The organism is Enterococcus sp. 12F9_DIV0723 (assembly GCF_002174375.1).
Lineage (GTDB): Bacteria > Bacillota > Bacilli > Lactobacillales > Enterococcaceae > Enterococcus_A > Enterococcus_A gilvus.
Genome location: NZ_NIBK01000002.1, coordinates 642,638 through 659,742, shown reverse-complemented (window position 1 = coordinate 659,742; position 17,105 = coordinate 642,638). Strand labels below are relative to the sequence as shown.

20 protein-coding genes are annotated in these 17,105 nt (G+C 42.5%); 14 read left to right on the top strand and 6 right to left on the bottom strand.

Annotated elements, in window-relative coordinates; translation table 11 throughout:
• Positions 1 to 121: 121 nt before the first annotated feature.
• From A5868_RS16210 to A5868_RS16200, 3 genes are read left to right on the top strand one after another with little or no spacing between them, the layout of a single operon-like run.
• Positions 122 to 1,303: an acetyl-CoA C-acetyltransferase gene (locus tag A5868_RS16210; protein WP_086304868.1), complete on the top strand. Its 1,182-nt coding sequence runs from the start codon at positions 122 to 124 to the stop codon at positions 1,301 to 1,303.
• A gap of 4 nt (positions 1,304 to 1,307) precedes the next feature.
• Entirely contained in the window at positions 1,308 to 1,961 is a 654-nt protein-coding gene (locus A5868_RS16205) for a CoA transferase subunit A (protein ID WP_086304867.1), read from the top strand.
• Positions 1,958 to 2,608 carry a 3-oxoacid CoA-transferase subunit B gene (locus A5868_RS16200; protein WP_086304865.1) on the top strand — a complete coding sequence of 217 codons (651 nt, stop codon included), beginning with the start codon at positions 1,958 to 1,960 and terminating at the stop codon, positions 2,606 to 2,608. Before A5868_RS16205 ends, A5868_RS16200 begins: the two co-directional genes overlap by 4 nt.
• 150 nt (positions 2,609 to 2,758) lie before the next feature.
• Here the strand turns inward: A5868_RS16200 and A5868_RS16195 are convergent, their stop codons facing one another.
• From A5868_RS16195 to A5868_RS16185, 3 genes are read right to left on the bottom strand one after another with little or no spacing between them, the layout of a single operon-like run.
• A complete protein-coding gene (locus A5868_RS16195; protein WP_086304863.1) occupies positions 2,759 to 3,232 on the bottom strand; it encodes a VOC family protein in 474 nt (157 codons plus the stop codon).
• Positions 3,233 to 3,244: 12 nt separating this feature from the next.
• Positions 3,245 to 3,739 carry a VOC family protein gene (locus tag A5868_RS16190; RefSeq protein WP_086304861.1) on the bottom strand — a complete coding sequence of 165 codons (495 nt, stop codon included), beginning with the start codon at positions 3,737 to 3,739 and terminating at the stop codon, positions 3,245 to 3,247.
• Between the two features lie 41 nt (positions 3,740 to 3,780).
• On the bottom strand, positions 3,781 to 4,143 hold the full coding sequence (locus tag A5868_RS16185) for a DUF4286 family protein (RefSeq protein ID WP_086304859.1): 363 nt from the start codon (positions 4,141 to 4,143) through the stop codon (positions 3,781 to 3,783).
• Positions 4,144 to 4,427: 284 nt separating this feature from the next.
• Between A5868_RS16185 and A5868_RS16180 the strand changes: the two genes are divergently transcribed.
• The 9 genes from A5868_RS16180 (at position 4,428) to A5868_RS19425 (ending at position 12,713) form a co-directional block, all read left to right on the top strand.
• The gene (locus tag A5868_RS16180; protein ID WP_086304857.1) at positions 4,428 to 4,973 is read left to right on the top strand and encodes a nuclear transport factor 2 family protein; all 546 of its coding nucleotides are present in this window, start codon (positions 4,428 to 4,430) and stop codon (positions 4,971 to 4,973) included.
• A gap of 79 nt (positions 4,974 to 5,052) precedes the next feature.
• Positions 5,053 to 6,330: a thiolase family protein gene (locus A5868_RS16175; RefSeq protein WP_086304855.1), complete on the top strand. Its 1,278-nt coding sequence runs from the start codon at positions 5,053 to 5,055 to the stop codon at positions 6,328 to 6,330.
• A 15-nt stretch (positions 6,331 to 6,345) separates the two neighbouring features.
• Positions 6,346 to 6,780: a Zn-ribbon domain-containing OB-fold protein gene (locus A5868_RS16170; protein WP_086304853.1), complete on the top strand. Its 435-nt coding sequence runs from the start codon at positions 6,346 to 6,348 to the stop codon at positions 6,778 to 6,780.
• A 163-nt stretch (positions 6,781 to 6,943) separates the two neighbouring features.
• Complete coding sequence (locus tag A5868_RS16165) at positions 6,944 to 8,629, top strand: CocE/NonD family hydrolase (RefSeq protein ID WP_086304851.1); 1,686 nt, start codon at positions 6,944 to 6,946, stop codon at positions 8,627 to 8,629.
• Between the two features lie 191 nt (positions 8,630 to 8,820).
• Positions 8,821 to 9,537 carry an alpha/beta family hydrolase gene (locus A5868_RS16160; protein WP_086304849.1) on the top strand — a complete coding sequence of 239 codons (717 nt, stop codon included), beginning with the start codon at positions 8,821 to 8,823 and terminating at the stop codon, positions 9,535 to 9,537.
• Positions 9,538 to 9,744: 207 nt separating this feature from the next.
• On the top strand, positions 9,745 to 10,440 hold the full coding sequence (locus A5868_RS16155; RefSeq protein ID WP_086304847.1) for a DUF4767 domain-containing protein: 696 nt from the start codon (positions 9,745 to 9,747) through the stop codon (positions 10,438 to 10,440).
• A 403-nt stretch (positions 10,441 to 10,843) separates the two neighbouring features.
• On the top strand, positions 10,844 to 11,623 hold the full coding sequence (locus A5868_RS16150; RefSeq protein WP_176281336.1) for a ribonuclease H1 domain-containing protein: 780 nt from the start codon (positions 10,844 to 10,846) through the stop codon (positions 11,621 to 11,623).
• Positions 11,611 to 12,057: an RNase H family protein gene (locus A5868_RS16145; RefSeq protein ID WP_086304843.1), complete on the top strand. Its 447-nt coding sequence runs from the start codon at positions 11,611 to 11,613 to the stop codon at positions 12,055 to 12,057. Before A5868_RS16150 ends, A5868_RS16145 begins: the two co-directional genes overlap by 13 nt.
• A 320-nt stretch (positions 12,058 to 12,377) precedes the next feature.
• Positions 12,378 to 12,713 carry a hypothetical protein gene (locus A5868_RS19425; protein WP_254908335.1) on the top strand — a complete coding sequence of 112 codons (336 nt, stop codon included), beginning with the start codon at positions 12,378 to 12,380 and terminating at the stop codon, positions 12,711 to 12,713.
• Between the two features lie 186 nt (positions 12,714 to 12,899).
• Here A5868_RS19425 and xerS read toward each other — a convergent pair whose 3' ends face one another.
• Positions 12,900 to 14,009: a tyrosine recombinase XerS gene (gene xerS / locus A5868_RS16135; RefSeq protein ID WP_086304839.1), complete on the bottom strand. Its 1,110-nt coding sequence runs from the start codon at positions 14,007 to 14,009 to the stop codon at positions 12,900 to 12,902.
• A 215-nt stretch (positions 14,010 to 14,224) separates the two neighbouring features.
• Here xerS and A5868_RS16130 point away from each other — a divergent pair, with 215 nt between their 5' ends.
• On the top strand, positions 14,225 to 15,301 hold the full coding sequence (locus tag A5868_RS16130) for a bifunctional transcriptional activator/DNA repair enzyme AdaA (RefSeq protein ID WP_086304837.1): 1,077 nt from the start codon (positions 14,225 to 14,227) through the stop codon (positions 15,299 to 15,301).
• Positions 15,302 to 15,332: 31 nt separating this feature from the next.
• Here the strand turns inward: A5868_RS16130 and A5868_RS16125 are convergent, their stop codons facing one another.
• Both A5868_RS16125 and A5868_RS16120 read right to left on the bottom strand, forming a co-directional pair.
• Complete coding sequence (locus A5868_RS16125; protein ID WP_086304835.1) at positions 15,333 to 15,659, bottom strand: hypothetical protein; 327 nt, start codon at positions 15,657 to 15,659, stop codon at positions 15,333 to 15,335.
• 12 nt (positions 15,660 to 15,671) lie between these two features.
• The gene (locus tag A5868_RS16120; RefSeq protein WP_086304833.1) at positions 15,672 to 16,070 is read right to left on the bottom strand and encodes a helix-turn-helix domain-containing protein; all 399 of its coding nucleotides are present in this window, start codon (positions 16,068 to 16,070) and stop codon (positions 15,672 to 15,674) included.
• 250 nt (positions 16,071 to 16,320) lie between these two features.
• On the opposite strand from A5868_RS16120, the gene A5868_RS16115 reads away from it, so the two are divergent.
• Positions 16,321 to 17,076, top strand: a complete 756-nt coding sequence (locus A5868_RS16115; RefSeq protein WP_086304831.1) for an alpha/beta fold hydrolase — start codon at positions 16,321 to 16,323, stop codon at positions 17,074 to 17,076.
• The last annotated feature ends 29 nt before the right edge of the window (positions 17,077 to 17,105 follow it).

Genomic DNA, 17,105 nt, shown 5'->3' with positions numbered 1-17,105 from the left:
CCAACCTTGATTTGTATACTAAGAAACAATTTTACTTATAGAATAGAGGTCATATACTTAAAGATGAGAACGCTTTTATCAATTTATTTTAACACATTAATCTATCTTGGGAGGAATAGTTATGCGAGAAATCGTCATCGTAAGTGCAGCACGAACACCGATTGGAAATTTTCAAGGAGCATTTAAGAATGTTTCTGCTGTTCAATTAGGTATTGCTGCGGCGAATGCCAGTATTGAACGGGCAAGAATCGACCGCGAGCAAATCGACGAGGTGATCATCGGCAATGTTTTGTCAGCCGGATTAGGGCAAAACGTCGCACGGCAGGTCAGTCTAGGCTGTGGGATTTCGAATACAGTTCCAGCTATGACATTAGGAATGGTTTGCGGTTCAGGACTGAGAGCAATCTCCTTAGCGGCGCAGATCATCAAAGCTGGCGATGCTGATATTATTTTGGCTGGCGGAACGGAAAATATGTCCCAATCGCCGTATCTTTTAGAGAAACATCGCTTAGGTGCCAAAATGGGAAACGACACGCTGGTGGATTCAATGATTCGTGACGGTCTTTGGGATGTATACAACGACTATCATATGGGTGTTACTGCTGAAAATGTAGCCAATCGATATAGGATCAGTCGCGAAGAGCAGGATGTTTTTGCATTGCAAAGTCAGCAGCGGGCGCAAATTGCGATTGAGCAGGAACGGTTTGTAGAAGAAATTGCTCCAGTAGCTGTTCCTCAAAGAAAAGGTAACGCAATTGTAGTAGATCACGATGAGTACCCTCGTTTTAACTCAGCGATCGAAGGATTGCTAAGACTGCAAGCAAGTTTTCAAAAAGATGGTTCGGTTACGGCCGGAAATGCTTCTGGCATCAATGATGGAGCAGCAATGATCCTCGTATGTGCAAAGGAAAAGGCAGACGAACTTGGATTGCCGATTTTAGTCAAAATAAAAGGGTACGGCTCCGCGGGAGTTGATCCATCAGTGATGGGACTTGGTGTCATCCCGGCAACCAAAAAAGCCTTAAAGATGGCGGATTTGAAGAGTTCTGACTTGGATTTGGTGGAAGCCAACGAAGCGTTCGCGGCACAGGCTTTAGCAGTGACACGTGAGTTAGAGTTGGCAGCAGATATCACGAATGTAAACGGCGGCGCAATCGCACTAGGACATCCCATCGGAGCATCTGGAGCACGCATCCTGACCACCTTGTTATATGAAATGAAACGCAGAGAATCACAGTATGGCTTGGCGACACTCTGTATTGGCGGCGGTATGGGTACAGCATTGATTGTAGAAAGGGATTGATCAAATGAAACGAATGACAGCGGAACAAGCAGCAGCGCAGATCAAGGATGGGATGACCGTCATGATCGGCGGCTTTATGTCCTGCGGAACACCCGAAATTTTGATGGATGCTTTAGTAGCAAGCGGCGTGAAAAATTTGACCGTGATCGCGAATGATACGGGAACACCAGGTACTGGTATCTGTAAATTAATTTCAGCCGGTGCTGTAAAGAAACTGATTGCCTCACACATTGGACTCACACCATTGACCGGGCAATTAATGAGCGATGGATCATTGGATGTGACGCTGGTTCCTCAAGGGACATTAGCAGAACGGATTCGTGCAGGGGGGGCTGGACTTGGTGGCGTTCTGACTCCGACAGGTTTAGGAACCGATGTGGCAGAGGGAAAAGAAGTTATACAAATAGATGGACAGGAGTACTTGCTGGAAAAACCGTTGCGGGCAGATGTGGCTTTGCTACGGGGATCTATTGTTGATGAGGATGGAAGTATTTTTTATCGCGGAACGACCCGCAACTTCAATCCACTAATGGCAACAGCTGCGGACTTAGTGATCGTGGCAGCGGAAGAAGTCGTCCCATTAGGTAGAATTCAAGCGGAGAATATAGTGACTCCGGGGATATTTGTCGATCACATTGTAGAGGGGGAGCCGGCATGAACGAACGTGAAAAGATCGTAAAAAGGGTAGCGCAAGAATTAGAAGATGGTATGGTGGTGAACCTCGGGATCGGCATGCCTACAATGGTCGCTAATTATGTTCCAGAGAATATCCGGATCATTCTACAGTCTGAAAATGGCATGCTGGGAATGGGAGGACTAGCCGATGAAAGCAACGCTGATCCTAATATTGTAAACGCCGGGAGTAAAAAAATTACGGTGAATACCGGTGCCTGCTATTTCGATAGCGCAACATCCTTTGGCATCATTCGCGGAGGGCATGTGGATCTGACTGTTTTGGGTGCTTTGCAGGTCGATGCTTCCGGCAGTCTCGCTAGTCATATCATTCCAAAGAAAATGGTTCCAGGAATGGGCGGGGCGATGGATCTCGTGACCGGATCGAAAAAAGTCATTATCGCCATGACCCATACAGCGAAAAACGGTGCTCCGAAGATCCTGGATGCGATCACCTTGCCAGCTACAGCGATCAATAAAGTGAACATGATCGTGACAGAATTGGCTGTGATCGAGGTAACACCAAAAGGCTTGCTGCTGACTGAAATTGCGGAGGGAACGACAGTTGAAGAAGTGTTGCAAAAAACAGAAGCACCGGTAGTGGTGAGTGGAGGGCTAAAAACTTTTAACTAGATAGATAGTTTTTTTGAAAAATACTTAACAAAAGTAAAGCCAATCGATCTTTTGCTTTCAAAAATGAAGGGAAAAAATCGCTTGGCTTTTTAACTAGTCTTATAGAAATGAAAAACGCTGAAGAAAGTTACTTCCTCCAGCGTTTTTTTATTATGCAGGGATGCTCTCGATCAGTTCAAGGGTAACACCAAATGGATCACGGAAGGTAACAACCTTCAGGTGGCCACCGCCGGGAGCATTCAACAGCATCGGCTCACAAACAAATTCAATATCTCCTCGGTCGACTAAACGTTGATAAATCGTATTGATACCGCTGACACCAAAGGCCATCCGAGTGATACCCATGCGTTCCAAGCTCTTTAATGGCGGTGTTTCATCCGCTTTTGGCGTAACGTATTGAATCAGGTCAATAACAGTTGCATTTTCTGTTTCTTTGCCAATCATATGCTCCGCGTGAATGATGATCTCTTCGCCAGGGCGGCCTAATACTGCGCCGTCAGATTTTTCATTTCTTAAGCTGCCAGTTGTTTCCATTCCTAATACATCTCGATAAAAGGCTAATCCTTCTTCGATATCTGCTACAGTCACACAAACATGAAATAATCGGTCGATAAATTTTTCCATAATAGTCATCCTCTACTTATTTTTTTCAGCTTTTGGCGGTTGAGACAAGGTAATAAAGATGCCGAATGGATCCTTAAAGCTGGCCCAGGTTGCAGTAATAGTCACATCAGGTTCAACGATCAGGATATCATTCGGTTCGCTGACGACCTCGACGCCATTGACTTTGCGGACCGTTTCAATTGCTTCTTTCGTGTCATCCACCATTAGAGCTAGACGGGTAAGCCCTATATGATTCATTGCTTCATATGGTTTTTCGTCTAGGGTTTTAGGATTCGTGAACTCCACAATATTGATCTCTGTAGCTTGCGCAGGATCGGCGCTAGTTGATAGAAGATGGTGTGCTCGCAAGCCGATTTTATCTTGGTCAAATCCTAAGAGTCTGCCATCCGCTTGATCGTTTTCTGTTTGGAATGTGGACTTGAAGCCCATGACGTTACAATAAAAATCTAAGGCTTTTTCTAAATCGGGAACGGCTATACAGACGTGCATTAGTTTCTTTACTTCCATAATGGTACAACTCCTTTTCTTTTGTTTGTTTTAGTAGATCATTAGTTGTTCCAAGCTTGCATTGTGTCATACCGTGATGCCCAAAAAACTTCATAACCTCCGCCTTCACCCCAAGTCGCGAGTTTGTCTTCACCAGCAACTTTACGATCAGGTGAAGTCATCCATGCCTCAAACGCTTTTACATCCTCAAACTCATAGATCGTTAAATATTTGGGACATTCATGGGTTGTGTTAGCAACATGATAGGTTTTGTTAGCGAGTCGGCTACGGAAGACTCTTTTAACAAAATCACCCTCCAACAGCATCGGTACGTGAACCTCGTCGTACCATTTATTGAACTTTTTTTCATCCACGCCTGGTTTGCACTCGGTTCCGACTATCCAGATTATTGAATCCTCTTTCAAAGTAGAATCCCTCCTTTGTTAATCCGCTTTCATTATAGGCCGGCTCAGAGGAGAAAGTGAAATACCAAAAAAGTATACGTTTCTTGTAATGTATACAAAACACACATACTAAATCGAAATCTATTGTGTTAACAGTGGTACTTATCCATTATTCAGATAGCGAATAATACATGTCAATAGCATACAATAATGCTATTGTACTTATCTATTTCTGCCCGCTAATATGAAGGTAGATATTGTGTAAGCGATATCAAATCGAGACAATTAAAAGGAGATTTGATGCTATGAACACCAATGACAAAACTGAGATCACTCAAGTAATTAATCTTTATGCCTTAGTTCTAGATTCGCAATCATGGGAGTTGATGGACCAAGTATTTACTGAAGATGCCGTTGCTGACTTTGGACCAGCAGGAGCATTATGGAAGAATTTAGATGAATTCACTTACGGATTTAAAGTCTTTCATGAGAGTTTAGATAATCATATGCATTCTATGTTCGGCTCTGTAGTAGAGGTCGATGGCGATACCGCTCATGCCTTTACTTATGGTGATTGGCTATTGGTTCGCGATGCGGCGGCTGAAATAGGCGACGGCAATTCTTGGACTGGACGCGGCTGGTATGATGATGAGCTGATTCGCACAGAAAAAGGCTGGCGCATCAAAAAACGTACTTGTCGTTTAGTTAATTGGACAGGAAATCCAGATGTGGCTCAGCCTGCACCAGGACAAACACCAACCAACGATACATTCGTTTTAAAAGAATACAAAGACGAAGGCAAGAGCAAGCTATTAAAAATGTTCTCTGAAAAAATTGTGAAAAGTGTTTAGAAGAATGACATATGGTTCGAAAATAAGACTTATTTTTTACAAAAAAATAAATACCTTAAAATAAGAAAGGAGTACTATCATGGTCAAAAGTAATTTTTCACGTCCTGTTTCTGTTATTGGTACAAGTACACTTGGTCAAAAATATTTTGATGATCCTGCCTATGAAGGATTATCTATCTACGAACTCTGGGCGTGTGCTTGTCATCAAGCAATGGAGGACGCAGGTGTTAAGCCAAAAGATATCGACAAGGTGATTTATTCTCAGTTTTCTAATTTTGTTACTGCTGGGGGCGTTTCAGGCATGGTTGGTACACTGGAAGAGTGGGTTGGCTTAGCTGGAAAACCAATCATGCACATCGAACAAGCCTGTGCCAGCGGATACATGGCATTTACTGAGGCCGTTAATGCAGTTGCCTCTGGTAAATACGATATTGTCCTGTGTGCTGGGATCGAAACACCGAAACATTTTAATCCGCGAAACAAACCGGCTTATATGTTAGAGCCAATCGAGAATTATGATGGCTGGTGGTCGCCGGGTCGAGTATTGTTTGACACAACCTATTATCGTTTTGATGGTGTCAGCGATAACCTGCTGACGGAGGAACAAGGAAAATATTATACGCAAAATTACGGTATTTCAGAAGATACATTGGATGATACGTATAATGCGATGGCGGTCAATTTACGACGGAATGCTTCTCACTGTGAACGCGCCGTTGAACGTGTGCCTTATACTGAGGTTGCGAAACAAAATGGTTATGATGATGTTTTAGAATATATGCGCTCCAATAAGAATCCAAAGATCACACAATATATTCGTAAGAGTGGAACGGTTCTGCATAATGTGGCGGCTGGAGCGATCGTAGTTTGTTCCGCAGATATTGCAGAAAAGTTCTCAGAGAAACCGATCAATGTCGTCGATTATGCCAGCTCTTCCAACACGCAACGTTTTCCATTCTGCTTCCATCAGATGAATGTTGATGTGCGAAAAGCGTTGGATAAGAACGGTTACGACCCTAGCGAATTGGATCTGTTGATTACGACTGTAATGACCTCTGGCGAACAATTAGACAGTGCGGAAGTCTTTGGTTATTTGCCTGAAGGAAAAGGTTATCAATATGAATTAGATGGCAGAACGTGTTTTGATGGCGATACACCGATCAATCCTCATGGTGGAGATTTGAGTTTCGGGCATGCCTTTGGTGTTGCAGGAATCAACATGTTAAGTGAAGCGATCCTGCAAATGCGCGGTGAAGCCGGCGATTGTCAAGTGAATAAACCCGTCAACAAATGTCTGGTTCGCGGCATGGGCGGCGGTCATACGACAGTCGGTATCGTTCTGGAAAATCAAAAATAAAAGGAGGGACTACACATGTATCAACTACGACCTATTTTAAAGACCTATTACGATGCATTGGAAGATAACAAAGTTTTAGGAATGAAATGCGAAGAATGTGGAGACATTGTATGGCCTCCACTACCAACCTGTCAAAAATGCGGCAGTTATCATTTGGATTGGATCGAAATGGGCGATGAAGCCATGATAGATGAGATTCGTTTTGAAGATATCAATGCAGCAGTAGACTACACATTTGTAAAGGCAAATGCCGGATTTGTCGATAAATCTCCCTATTGTATCTGTGTCGGACGGTTTCCGAATGGAACGCATCAATTCCACGGCGCGCTTTATGGCGTGACGCGTGAAAATGTGAAGGAACTAACTGCCAAATTACCGATCAAAGCGAAAGTTAAAATGATTCAGTTAGATGGCGGCTTTAAATCAGTTGGGTTTGAAGTAGCACAGTAAAATCATAGAAAAGACTGTCCCGCGTATAGCCTGGAACAGAAAGACGAGGGTCATGAAGTTCTTACCAACTTTATGGCCCTCTTTTTTACAGTCGATTTTTAAGAAATGGATGTCAGTTGCGAATGCCACTTCGTAAATACGAGAGAAATAAGGAGGAAAATCAATGAGCGTTATCAAAAGTCGTCCTGATTTAGAAGCTACCCATCCCAATGAGACAAAGCCTGGTTTGAATGAAATCGTGATGGGGACGATTCATTATGGTCATCAGCCGATGATCTTCGAAAAGGATGTCCCGATCAAAATGCGTGATGGGATCACACTTTATGTCAACATCTTTCGTCCAAATCGTCAGGGAAAATTTCCAGTAGTGATGAGTATGGACCCTTATATCAAAGATTCGCTGCCGCCGTGGCAAGTCTTCCATCGCTTTTGGCCAGCTGTCGGTTCGATCGAAACTTCATTGTATGCGCCAATCGAATCACCTGATCCAGGATTTTGGGTACCGAATGAGTATGTATTGATCAAAATCGCGACAAGAGGTAGTTCGAATTCTGAAGGGGCGCTTTATCCTTGGACGAAAACCGAGACCGAAGATTATTATGAAGTCATCGAATGGGCGGCGGAGCAAGAATGGTCTGATGGGAATATTGGATTGAACGGAGTTTCTTATTTGGCGATGACGCAATGGCGAGTGGCTGCTTTGAATCCGCCGCATCTGAAAGCGATCATTCCTTGGGAGGGCACTAGCGATCTTTATCGGGAATGGTATTTTCACGGAGGGATACCGGAAACAGCTTTTTCGTCCAGCTTTGAAGCTCTTAATCGCACCCGTTTTCCAGAAAATGAAATCGAACCGATGGTTGACGAGCAAAAAGCCCATCCGTTACTTGATGAGCATTGGCAGGAACGTGAAGTTGAGCTAAACAAAATCAATGTACCGATGTTTGTTTGTGCCAGCTGGTCGACCCAAGGTTTGCATTGTCGCGGTACCTTTGAAGGATTCAGACAATCCTCTAGTCAAGATAAGTGGCTACTAGTTCATGGTCGGAAAGAATGGGAGACCTATTATTTACGTGAATCCCTTGAGCAGCAAAAAGCCTTCTTCGATTATTTCTTGAAGGGAATCGAAAATGGCTGGCGCAATACACCGCCTGTTCGTTACGAAGTGCGGGAAAGGTTTTATCAAGGGCAACAGCGCAGTGCTCAAGAATGGCCGTTAGAAAACACGGAATATAAGAAATTCTATCTAAACGATGAAACTATGACATTTGTAGAAACCGCTCAAAACAATGAAGCTATGCTCACGTATAATAGCGAAGCAGACGCGCTTGAAAATGATGAAGTTCACTTTAAGTATACAGCGGATGAAACATTGGAAATAACCGGCTATTCAAAGCTGAAGATCTGGGTCAGTGCGGAAGACACCGACGACATGGATATTTTTGTAGGGCTCAAAAAATTGGATATCCTTGGCAATGAAGTGTTGCTGCCAGACTTTAATCAAATGGAATATGGGATCGTTGCACATGGTTGGCTCAGAGCTTCCCATCGCGAGCTTGATTTGGAAAAATCGACCATCTATCAACCCGTCCTGAAACACACGAATTTGGCGAAATTAGAAAAGGGAGAAGTTGTTCCTGTCGAAATCGAAATTTGGCCTTCCAGTATCAAACTGAATCGTGGTGAAAGTCTGGAGTTGGTAATCAAAGGAAGCGAGATCGTACAAGAAGAAGTCGTAGGTGTGGCACGGGGTTACGCACATACAGATACCGTAAACAAAGGGCGGCACTCACTTTATGCTGGCGGCAAGTATGATTCTCATCTATTATTGCCGATCATTCCGCAATAGCAAGAACCAGTCGAACTAGACAGCCATCAATCATATTAGCACAAATTTCCATCAAAATATGATAGAAGTTTGTGCTCTTTGCATTTGATAATCCTATCCATCCGCTGTCATCAACACGGCTTGAAGGCCTCCATATTGTAGCAAAACGCTCAAAGATGATATGATTGCAACGATAGAAAGGAGCGATAATTGTGAAAAAGTGGAAAAAAATACTTCTAGCTATTTTCATCGGGATCGTTGTCGTGATGATCGGCGGTATCGGGTACCTAAAATCACAGACCTATTCACCAGCAAACGATGCGAAACAAACGGCAGAAAAAGCAGAACAGGCAAGTGAGTGGCTTTACTTCCCTTCAAAAGACACGTCAAAACCAATGGTTATTTTTTACCCAGGTGCGCTAATCGAACCGGAAAGCTACAGTGTCTGGGCGAAGGAGTTGGCGGATGCGGGCTATCCCGTTTATATCATGAAAATGCCGCTTGATTTGGCTGTGCTTGCGCCGGATCGTGGCGAAAAGGTGCTTAAGGAACAGCCGAAACGTCCCTTCATCATGGGGGGCCATTCATTAGGCGGTGTGATGGCTAGTCGGTTTGCGAAAGATCATTCTGACAACTTAAAAGGCGTATTCTTCTTGGCGAGTTATCCTGACGAGAAAGGTCGTTTAGTGGATAGTGAAATTCCTGTGCTGTCTCTGACTGGTGAGAATGATCATGTCCTGGATAAAGAGGCCTATCAGAAAGCCAAAAAGAACTTACCTGAGTCAACAGAGTATCAAGAAATCGCTGGAGGAAACCATGCTGGATTTGGTGCTTATGGGCATCAAAAAGGAGATGGAAAGTCTACGATCAGCGATCAAAATCAGCAAGTAGCACAGCGGCTGATCCAATGGTTAGATACGATAAAATAAAAGAATCCCTTATTCTACTTAGAAATAAAGAATCGTTTCTAAGTAGAATAGGGATTTTTTAAGCCTTCATTGCGTTGCTATGAAATAACAATGATAGACAATACACGAACGTGCGAGTTTTTTCTAATTGAATAAAAAAAAGCTTTCTGATTCATTGGGTTTATTGTTATTATAATCCTATATCAATCAAGCTAGAGGAGCGATTAGATGAAAAAATCAGTTATTAGTATGGGTGTTTTAATAGGTGTATTGGCCTTATCTGGGTGTAGTAAAAGCGAGGATACGACTACTAAAAATAGCAGTACGTCGCAAACATCGATTTCTACGACCATGTCTTCCACTAAACAATCAAACATAACAACCAGCAGTACAACTAGTACAACGTCATCGACAAGTACGGGAGTTTCGACCAGTCAATCAATGGAAAGTACAAGTGAAACCATTTCTGCACCAGAAACAGCCTGGAATGCTGAAAAATCAGGTGCATTGGACTCATTTATGACTAGCTGGGGACAAGAGATGGGGCAAACCTATGGCGCGTACCAGCCGAACAATAATGTGAATTACTACGGCGTGCAATTTCCTAGTGAAGTGGTCGGAGCGAATGCTAAAATGCCGATTGCCATAAATGATATCATCGTTTCTAGTGAATGGTCCGAAACAGGCGAGTCTTCTGCGGAATACAGTATCGTCGCTGCCTATTCAGATGCGCAGACGGGATCACCCAAAGCGAGCATGAGCCGGCACGTCTACCTCTTTGGCTTTACCAATGATCAGCCGGTCGTGCTAGTCTCCATGCAAAATCAAGGGATGCCCGATGGCGCTCTGCATTTCCGTCTGACAGAGAATGCGGCTTTGACCAATGGGTTTCAAGGGATCTTCGCTGGAAATGTATCGGAGTAGCCACGTTTAACTAAATGAAAGCTGCATTCACTAAAAGCCTCTTTTTAAGAGGCTTTTTCTTATATCCATAGAATTTGGAAAGAAGAGGAATGGCACTGACCCAGCAATCTAAAACAAAATAAAAAACACCTCCTATTGAATTCAATTTGAAATGAATTTAACTAGGAGGTGTTTTTTAACGGAATCATGAATAGAGAAAGACGGACTACTTACCATCCGACGTGTGCGCTATTTATCAAGCAACTACTTAGGCTATGCCTCTCCACCAAAGTGTTTAGTAAACGGACGATCAAGGTTGTTTTTTTGGGAGAATTACTTGAAAAAATTTTTTCAACGCTTTTTCCTTCTAAGGATTTACGATAAAATAAAAGCAATCTATTCATGTGAGAAGGAGGGGAAGAACTTGCCGAAAATTAGGTATTGCGCTGTGCGTTACTTAGACAAAACGGGTGTGATAGTGGCAAATGTGGATGACTATAAGAAATCGACAAAGGGCTTTTCTGGTTCTTCAAGTAGAGTATTCAAATCTATTGAAGAAGCAAAGGAATGGCTGCTTGGATACGATTTTATTATAAAGAAGGAAACAGTCCCATTAACGAAAACACCAGCTAAAAAAACATATTATGCAATAGCCGTCGGGAGGCTTGTAGATGTCACTAAAGATAAAGAACTTTTTTTAAAAGCCACAAAAAATTACTCAGGTGCGAAATACAAAAAAGTTTTTTCTGAAGAGCAAGGATGGGAATGGCTAGCCCAAAATGGCTTTTCAAAAGAAAATAAAAAAGGAATATATGCCGTCGCAAAGGGGAGAAGAACGGGAATTTATCGTTATTTTAACACCTATCACAAACAAATTCATCGTTTCTCAGGAGGGCTTGGTACAGGGGGCTTTCAAACGATGGAGGACGCAGAAAAATGGCTTGAGCGAAACCGTAATAATCAAGGTAAAGAATATTTTGCTATTGCCTATGGAAAACGTACTGGAGTTTTTAGTTCAGTGGATACATTCAAGAAAAATTGTTTTTCCAACAATAGTATTTGGACAAATCGTGGATTTACTACAAAAAGAGAAGCCGTGAAATGGTTAGAAGCGCAAAGAAAAGTTTTGGCAGAAATAAAAGACAAAAACACTATTGAAGCGATACTTGCATATGAGAGAAAAAACTTCCAATTGTCTATATAGACGGTTCTTATAATGACCAAAAGGGAAAATATGGGTGTTCAGTAATCGTCAGTGACAGTGATGGGAGTGTTCAAACGTTTACCAAAAGTCGTAAAAAGAATACCAATAGCACGTATGCCGAAGTGGAAGCGCTATTATTAGCTCTGCAGATCATGACGCTTATCAATAATCAAAAAGAATTTATACTCGTTCATGATTTTGATCAATTGCCTCGAATCGCGGATAAAAATTATTATTTTAAAAGTGTGGATCAACTCATTCAGAACAAAATTAAATCTATTATTACAGATGAGGCGGTTACTACGCACTTTTTGTGTGTGAAATCCCACAGTGGTTTTTTTGGGAACGAGATAGCCGACCATTATGCAAAAGAATCAGTCAAAAAACTTGATGAATTAAAAAAAATGTCTAAAAACAAAAATGTTCAATTGTAACGAGTCTGTTATGAAAAAGGTCATCAAAGAATGAGAAGAGGAGGAACAGCCGTGGAAAGGGAAAGCCTTATGATAAGAAAGTGGAAGAATTCCTGTGATTTTCCAACGTTTTTTTACTACTTGCTGAAGGAAGCTCAATGATTATAGACGGGAAAGAAATCGAGTTTTTTACAAAGTACAGAAAAATACCTGAGAAATATTATGAAGTGCTGTCTAGGGAAGTACGCTTAGCTTTGAATAGCCTAAGTGTGGTCCAGGAAGTGAGAACTCAGAAATCACGTTCGACGGATTCTATTTATTTTAAAATAAAGATAAAGCACATGGATGAATTGTACACGTTATCCTTGCGTAGCCACTTTCCAAAAGAGGCAAAAGAATTTTATCTTTATTACTATACTCCGAACTTTCATACGCTCACCGAATTAACAAAGAAAATAAAAATAGACATCCTCAAAATTTATAATCGAAAAGCAGAAGACCTCGGAATTCGTGCAGTTAGTGATCCAGAGAAAGACGTTTTAAACGACAAGAATAAACCTAGAAAGAAAAAAGAAATAGGCCCAAAACTTAAAGGAACAAAATCCCAATTTTTATCGGTTCAACAACAATCCTTCGATGATTTTTTGAAGCAGTTCAACGAGTCAAAAGAGAATTAGCTGGAAATTCAACCGAGAGTTTAACATAAAACATTTAAGATGTAAGAAAACGGTCCAACATGGTTTTTTAAATCACGCTGGACCGTTTTTCATGTAAAATGACCGTTATCGTAAAATTTTTATGCGAGCGATAGTAAGCCTTCGTGTTTTCGAATGTATCGTAAATTTTTTACTTATTTCAACATCTTACGACCACAAATCATTCATCGCATCGCGTTTTTTCTTGCCTGCGATATGGGTGTAGACAGTCGTCGCCGAGGTGCCTGATTGTCCGAGCTGTTCTGCGACTTGGACCAGTGAATTTGTTTTGCTGTATAGCTGTGTGGCGACTGAGTGCCGCAGTTTATGGGGCGAAATCTTGATTTTAAAGGCTTCTGAATATTTTCCCACCATGGCTTCCACCGCACCGCTGGCGATGCGTTTGGCTTTGCCGCGGTAACGTGTTAAAAAGAGCGCCGTTTCATTTTCATCTGGATGATAGAGCTGCTCTCGTTGAGCGAGATATTCTGTCAAATAGTCGATGGCGATTGAAGAAATGACCACCATGTCCCATTTTCCGCCTTTTCGATAGACCCGTGCTTCTCCCGTGTGAAGGTCGAGATCCTGTACATTCATGTTCACTAGCTCCGATAAACGCATCCCGGTCCCAAGAAAGAGTCCAATGATGGCGAGATCACGGAGCTGATTTTTTTTGAAGGCGGTGATGGCTTGCCGTGTCTCTAATGTCTCTATGTACCGCAGGTCAACGAAATCTAGAAAATCGAGGGCTTCTTCATCTAGAAAAAGTTTTTTCTCAATGGCCGCGCCACGCTCAGCCATGGTTTTGTTATCCTTGACATTTGCGACTTTTCCCATCATATTGTGTTCAAGATAAGGTTTTCCTGTATGACGATCAATGGCTTCATTCAAATAGTTGAACAGCGAGCGCAACGCAGTGACTCCCCGTTGGACCGTCGCATTTTGGCGCAAAGGCAGGGATTGCTCGCTTTCCTCCAAGCGTTTTTTGGTGGATTCTTTCAGAATTTTGGGCGCTTTGACAAGATGGGCTTTGTAAAACTCCAAATCTTCCGGCCACAAAGCAGAAAATTCCGCCAAAGTGACTTCCGAAAGCGTGTCGGCAGATGAAAAGCCTTCTTGAATCAGCCAATTCAAAAACCGTCGGTATTCTTTGGCGTACTCGTACAAGGTGATGGAAGAGTATTGATCGCCGCTTTTTTTACGAAAATAATTTTGAACGAACCAAGGGAAAAATTGAATTTCCTCTTCCATTCGTCGATTGGCTTCTTGTTGATTCATCCGTGCCAGCTCCTTTATAACTAAAAGTATAAGATAGAGTTTTTCTGGTGTCAAACGACAGTTATTTTATGTCAGATAGTTATTTTATAAGTGATGCTCTATTAAATTAATTAGTTATTTTATAAAATCAAAAAAAAGAAATAGTTGTTCATTTTTCGAAAGTATTCATCTGCCCAGGCGCGTATACTAAAAGACATAAGAGGGGGGCGTCACTCATGATTACGTCAGATAAAAAACGAGAAGAATATTACCAAGCTTTAAAAACCAGAGACCAAAAATACGATGGCATCTTCTTTGCCGGAATAAAAACAACCGGGATTTTTTGCCACCCGACGTGCACTGCACGAAAGCCTAACTATGAAAACTGCGAGTTTTATTCATCGGCGGAAGAGGCGTTGTTGTCGGGCTATCGGCCTTGTAAAATTTGTCAGCCGCTCTCATTTCCTCAAGCGATTCCTGAGGAGGTGCAATTGTTGGTAAATGAAGTCGAACGGCATCCAGAGAAGCGTTGGAAGGAAGCAGATTTTTCAGCGATCGGATTGAATTCAGCGACCGCTCGTCGTAAATTCAAAACTATTTACAACATGACCTTCGTGCAATATGCACGGGCACGACGAATGGGACTGGCCTTCAAAGAAATCAATCACGGCAGCAGAGTGATCGATCAACAGTTTGAAGCCGGGTACGAATCGGCCAGCGGGTTCAATGACGCGTTTACTAAAATTATGGGGAATCCCGTAAAAAAGACCACCGCACGTCCGTTGAATGCTTCCTTTATTTCCACACCGATCGGTCGGATGCTTTGTTTGACCGATGACGCGTATCTCTATTTATTGGAGTTTGAAGACCGACGTGGTTTGGAAAAGGAAATCGAGGGATTGCGTGAAAAATACAATTTTCGCATCATCTATGGACAGACTGTGGTCAGTCAAGAAGTGACGCGTCAATTAACCGAGTATTTTGCTGGGGATCGCACAGAATTCTCGTTGCCCTTGTTTTACGACGGCTCGCCATTCCAACAAGAGGTATGGCGGATGCTGGAGACGATCCCCTGTGGCGAGACACTAAGTTATCAAGAAATCGCGATACGTTTAGGGGATAAAAACAAGGTGCGGGCGGTAGGACGTGCGAATGGATTAAACAAGATCGCTATCGCTATCCCTTGCCATCGTGTGATCGGCAGTAATGGAAACTTGACGGGCTATGCCGGCGGATTGGAACGGAAGCAATATTTACTGGATCTGGAGAAAAAGGAAAGACAGGTTGGGCGGGATGACCGTTCATTGAGCTAAAAAAACGAGCGGATTTGAATTCGCTCGTTTTTTACGTGAAGCGCATGAGGGCAATCACAGCGGCTAAGAAAAGGAAAAGGTCCACTGCCATTAAATAGTAAATTTTCTTTTTAAGCTGAAGAAAGCGCGCCGACTCGGTGTCCGTCATGTTACTGACAGTCTTTCGTCGATTGAAAAGATACAGCAGCAGCCCTTCACCGTGCTGCCCTCCGGCCGCAACGAGAGACCAAAATTTGGGATTTTTGATCCCTCGGCTTTTAGCATCCAATAGGACCAATGAAAAAACATAGTAAAACAACGAGAAAGCGGCAATTACGAACAGCACGCCTAAAATGATAAGTATCCCGATAGCATTCATAAAGAACTCCTCCTAAATTTTTTTGACGATCAGATAGAAAAGACTGAGGGTATTGATACCGATCAGTGCGAAAATAGATAGAACAAAGCCGTCACTCATGGAGGGTGTAAAGAGTAGGACCACCATCAATAAGCCATTGATACAAAGCATCGCAATAAAAATTTTTAAAAAGTGATTCACGACCGTACTTTCCTGTAAATGCTTCACCATTTCTTGATCTCCTTTCAGCAGCTCATCCAAGGACAAGTTATAAACATCAGACAAGCGAATGATTCGTTCAATATCTGGATAGCTCCGTCCGTTCTCCCAATTGGACATGGTTTGCCGGGTGATTCCTAAAACGGAAGCAACATAATCCTGCGTCAGGTCCAATTCCTTTCGACGTACTTTTAAGCGTTGACCAATCTCCATCGTAAGCCCTCGATTCGTTTTCTTTTTTCTAGCATAAAACAAATGCTGTCGAATCACTAGAAAAAGCGGGTAAAAATGCTTTTACATTGACCAATAAGGCGTTGTTTCGCTGAAAAAACATAGTTCGGGGTAAATGTCCAATCCATTTATTTTATATTATCTAAAGTTATTATCCAGAGGAGCCACTGCTATCTCACGGGATACTTGTTATACTTAGAACAAATGTATGACGTTTTAAGGAGGGATCGCAGTGAGTTTCTTTAGCTATAATGGAAAGAAAATCTTTTATGAAACACAAGGAGATGGAAAGCCGCTTGTTTTTTTGCATGGAAATACTTCGTCCTCAAAGTTGTTCAAACCTATGCTGCCTCTTTATAAGGATTTTCAAGTGATCTTGATTGATTTTTTAGGTTATGGGCGTTCGGATCGTTTGAAAAAATTTCCAGTAGAGCTCTGGAAAGAGGAGGCGCGTCAAACCATTGCATTGCTGGAACATTTAGGTATCGAGGAAGCGAACCTTGTTGGGACGAGTGGAGGTGCCTGGGTAGCGATCAATGCAGCATTTCTCAGACCAGATCTGATCGCGACAGTCACAGCGGATAGTTTTGACGGCCGCACCTTCCATGATGGCTTTGATGCAGCGTTGCTGGCTGAACGCTCCTCTACGATGGCTGATCCAGAGGCCTCCGAATTTTATCATTGGTGTATTGGAGACGATTGGAAAGAAGTCGTCGAAAGAGACACCGATTGTTTGTGGCGAATGATTATTTCCAGAAGAGAGCTGTTCTTCGACTCGCTGCAAATATTACAGGCCCCGCTGCTTCTAACAGCAACCAAGAAGGATGGAACGATTCGTCCAAATATTGAAAGAGAATACCAAGCAATCGTTGGTGAAGTGGTGAAGGGGGAATTTAAGATTTTTGAAAATCCTGGGCACCCGGCGATCGGAACGAGTGCAGAGGAAGTAGCCGAAACCATTCACCAATTTATTACTCAGTATAGTTAACGAAAAGTTCCTTGAGCTGGTCACCGTTC